A 3,937-nucleotide genomic window follows, 5' to 3' on the forward strand; every position below is an offset into this window, starting at 1 on the left:
CCCCGCGCCCCTAAAAAACACTCGGAGCCGTCCTATGACTCTTACCCAGCATGACATTGACCTTGAAATAGCCGCTGAGCACGCCGCTTATGAAAAGCGGGTCGGTGATGGGGCTCCCGTCGAGCATCATCCCCGGCGTGACTATGCGCCCTACCGGTCCTCCGTGCTGCGCCACCCCAAGCAGCCCCTCGTCTCCATCGACACCAGCAAAGATCCCGAACTCGTCGAGCTCTCCTCCCCCGCCTTCGGCGAACGGGACATCACCGAGATCGACAACGATCTGACCCGGCAGCACAACGGCGAACCCGTCGGGGAGCGGATCACCGTGTCCGGGCGGGTAGTTGATCGGGACGGGCGGCCCTTGCGGGGGCAGCTCGTCGAGATCTGGCAGGCCAACTCCGCCGGGCGGTACGCGCATCAGCGGGAGCAGCATGATGCGCCGCTCGATCCCAACTTCACCGGAGTCGGGCGGACCCTGACCGATCAGGACGGGGTCTATGAGTTCACCACCATTCAGCCGGGGCCTTATCCCTGGCGGCAGCATGTGAATGCGTGGCGGCCCGCACACATTCACTTCTCCCTCTTCGGGAGTGCGTTCACCCAGCGGCTCGTGACGCAGATGTACTTTCCCGCCGATCCGCTGTTCCCGTACGACCCGATCATCCAGTCCGTCACCGACGACGCCGCGCGGCAGCGGCTCGTCGCGACGTACGACCACGGGCTGTCGGTGCCGGAGTTCTCGATGGGGTACCGGTGGGACATCGTGCTGGACGGGCCCCGGGCAACGTGGATGGAGGAAGGGCGCTGATGAGGATCGAGACGGGTGAGGCCGTGCTTCCGACGCCCTCGCACACCGTGGGACCGTTCTACGGGCACGCGCTGCCGTTCCCCGGCGGCGGCGAGATCGCGCCGGTCGGGCATCCGGGGACGATCACGCTCCAGGGGTACGTGTACGACGGCGAGGGCACCCCCCTGCCGGACGCGCTGCTGGAGCTGTGGGGCGCCGACCCCGAGGGCAGGCTCCCGCAGGTGGACGGGTCGATGCGCAGGGACCCGGCGACCGGCGGGTTCCTGGGGCGCAACGGCGTGGAGTTCACCGGGTGGGGCCGGGTGCAGACCGACAGCAACGGGCACTGGTCGGCGCGGACGCTGCGCCCGGCGGCGCGCGGGGCGAGTGCGCCGTACGTCAGTGTGTGCGTGTTCGCGCGCGGCCTGCTGGTGCACCTGTACACGCGGATCTACCTGCCGGGCGACGAGTCGGCGCACGCCGTCGACCCGCTGCTGACGCGGCTGGAGCCCGAGCGGCGCGGCACGCTGGTCGCCGCCGAGGAAGGGCCGGGGTCGTACCGGTTCGACGTACGGCTCCAGGGTGAGGGCGAGACGGTCTTCCTGGAGTTCCGGTGAGCGACGACGGCCTGCTCGCGCCCGGCTGGACCGGCTCCCCGGCCGCAGCCGCGACGAGCGACGCCGCGTACCTGCGGGCCCTCCTCGACGCGGAGGCCGCGCTGACCCGCGCGCAGGCGGCGCTGGGCCTGGCGCCCGCCGAGGCCGCCGTCGCCGTCACCGAGGCGGCCGACCCGGCGCGGTTCGACGTGCACGCCCTCGCCGAGCGCGCCCGCGCGGGCGGGAACCCGGTGATTCCGCTGGTCGCCGACCTCACGGCGGCGGTCGGCGCGGAGTACGGGCCGTACGTGCACCGGGGTGCCACCAGCCAGGACATCCTGGACACCGCCGCGATGCTGGTCGCCGCCCGTGTCCTCGACCTGGTCGTCGCCGACCTCGACCGGACCGCGCGGGCGCTGGCCGGCCTCGCCTCGGCCCACCGTGACACGGTGCTGCCGGGGCGTACGCTCACGCAGCACGCCGTGCCGACGACCTTCGGGCTCAAGGCGGCCGGGTGGCGGGCCCTGGTGCTGGACGCGCGGGACCGGCTGACCGGCGTACGGCAGTCGCTGCCCGCGCAACTGGGGGGTGCGGCGGGGACGTTGGCGGCGTTCACCGTGTACGGCGCCGGGGACGTGATGTCTCTGCCGGAGGTCTTCGCCTCCGAACTCGGGCTGCGGGAGCCGGAGTTGCCCTGGCATGTGCTGCGGACGCCGGTCGCGGACCTCGCCGGAGCGCTGGCGTTCGGCGCCGGGGCGCTCGGGAAGGTCGCCGCCGATGTGCTGGCGCTCTCACGCACCGAGGTCGGGGAGGTCGCCGAGGGCAGCGGGGGCGGGTCGTCCGCCATGCCGCACAAGGCCAACCCCGTGCGGTCCACGCTGATCTCGGCCGCCGCCCGGCGTGCGCCGCAGCTCGCCGCGACGCTGTACGGGGCTCTCGTCGCCGAGGACGAGCGGCCCGCCGGGGCCTGGCATGCCGAGTGGGAGCCGTTGCGGGATCTGCTGCGGGTCGTCGGCGGGGCCGCGCGGGATGCCGTGGAACTCGTCGCGGGGTTGCGGGTGTTCGCCGAGGTCATGCGGGAACATCTCGGGCTCACGCACGGGTTGATCGTGTCCGAGCGGCTTGCCGCCGAGCTGGCCGTCGTCCTCGGGCGGGGGCGGGCCAAGGAGTTGTTGTCGTCGCTTGCCCGGCGGACGTACTCCGAGGGGCGGTCGCTTGCCGAACTCCTTTCTGATGAGGCCGAGTTGAAGGGGCTCGATCTTTCGGACCTCGCTGATCCCGTTCGCTATACCGGCCTTGCCGGTGTTCTCACCGATCGTGCGTTGGAGCGACGTTGACCGAGAAGCTGCTCAACTACCGTGCCGAGGGGTCGGCTTCGGCTCCGGCGTTGCTGCTCGGGCCGTCCGTGGGGACCTCGTACGCGTTGTGGGATCAGGTCGCGCCCGAGTTGTCGGTGACTCATCGGGTCGTGCGGTGGGATCTGCCCGGGCACGGGGGCTCTGCCGCCGAGTTGGTGTCCGCCGGGGTGAGTATGAGTGAACTCGCCTCGCTCGTCGTGCGGTTGGCCGATGCCCTGGGGATCGAGCGGTTCGCCTATGCCGGGGTGTCCATCGGTGGGGCCGTCGGGATGCAGTTGGCCCTGGAGTATCCCGAGCGGGTCTCCTCGTTGGCCGTCATCTGTTCCTCCTCGCATTTCGGTGGGGCCGCGCCGTGGGAGGAGCGGGCCGCGCGTGTGCGGAGAGAGGGGACGGAGTGGCTGCTTGAGAGCACCGCCGGGCGGTGGTTCGCCGGGGAGTTCCGGGTGCCCGCGTTGTTGCGGGACCTGGCCACTGTCGACTCCGGTGCGTATGCCGCTTGTTGTGATGCCCTCGCGTCCTTCGACGTACGGGAGCGGCTCGGGGAGATTCAGGCGCGGACCCTGGTGATCGCCGGGCGGGACGATCCGGCCACCCCTCCCCCGCACGCCCGGGAGATCGCCGACGGGGTTTCCGGGGCGACGCTGGTCGAGATTCCCGGGGCCGCGCATCTTGCGCCTGTGCAGTGTCCCGGCGCCGTGTTGAGTGCGCTTCGCGTGCACCTCGGGGGTGCGGCCGGGGCGGGGATGGCTGTGCGGCGGGAGGTTCTCGGGGACGCGCATGTCGATCGGGCCCAGGAGCGGCAGTCGCCATTCACCGCGCGGTTCCAGGACTTCATCTCCCGGTATGCGTGGGGGGAGATCTGGACCGACCCCACGTTGTCCCGGCGGGAGCGGAGTCTTGTGACACTGACGGCACTCGTCGCGCACGGGCACTACGACGAGCTGGGGATGCATGTGCGGGCCGCCCGGCGCAATGGGCTGACGCCGGAGGAGATCGGGGCGGTGCTGTTGCAGACGGCCGTGTACTGCGGGGTACCCGCCGCGAATTCGGCGTTCGCCGTGGCGCAGAGGGTTCTGGCGGAGGAAGAGACGGGGTGAGGGCCCCCGGCCTACCCCAGAGCGGAGGAAGAGGCGGGCTGAGGGCCCCTGGCCTACTCCAGCGCCGCCAACGCCCCCTCCGCCTGGCGTACCAAACCG

At 71.6% G+C, this 3,937-nt stretch carries 4 protein-coding genes; all 4 read left to right on the forward strand.

Annotation, left to right across the window (positions count from 1 at the left end):
- Positions 1–34: 34 nt before the first annotated feature.
- Genes pcaH through pcaDC form a run of 4 tightly spaced genes read left to right on the forward strand, consistent with a single transcriptional unit; the run spans position 35 to position 3,838 of the window.
- On the forward strand, positions 35–808 hold the full coding sequence (gene pcaH, locus AOK24_RS41215) for a protocatechuate 3,4-dioxygenase subunit beta (RefSeq protein ID WP_055725020.1): 774 nt from the start codon (positions 35–37) through the stop codon (positions 806–808).
- A complete protein-coding gene (pcaG, locus tag AOK24_RS41220; RefSeq protein WP_410483211.1) occupies positions 808–1,404 on the forward strand; it encodes a protocatechuate 3,4-dioxygenase subunit alpha in 597 nt (198 codons plus the stop codon). The genes pcaH and pcaG overlap by 1 nt, the downstream gene beginning before the upstream one ends.
- On the forward strand, positions 1,401–2,720 hold the full coding sequence (pcaB, locus tag AOK24_RS41225; RefSeq protein WP_055725021.1) for a 3-carboxy-cis,cis-muconate cycloisomerase: 1,320 nt from the start codon (positions 1,401–1,403) through the stop codon (positions 2,718–2,720). Before pcaG ends, pcaB begins: the two co-directional genes overlap by 4 nt.
- Positions 2,717–3,838: a bifunctional 3-oxoadipate enol-lactonase/4-carboxymuconolactone decarboxylase PcaDC gene (pcaDC, locus tag AOK24_RS41230; RefSeq protein WP_055725022.1), complete on the forward strand. Its 1,122-nt coding sequence runs from the start codon at positions 2,717–2,719 to the stop codon at positions 3,836–3,838. The genes pcaB and pcaDC overlap by 4 nt, the downstream gene beginning before the upstream one ends.
- Positions 3,839–3,937 lie beyond the last annotated feature (99 nt).

This window comes from Streptomyces niveiscabiei (genome assembly GCF_001419795.1).
GTDB lineage: Bacteria > Actinomycetota > Actinomycetes > Streptomycetales > Streptomycetaceae > Streptomyces > Streptomyces niveiscabiei.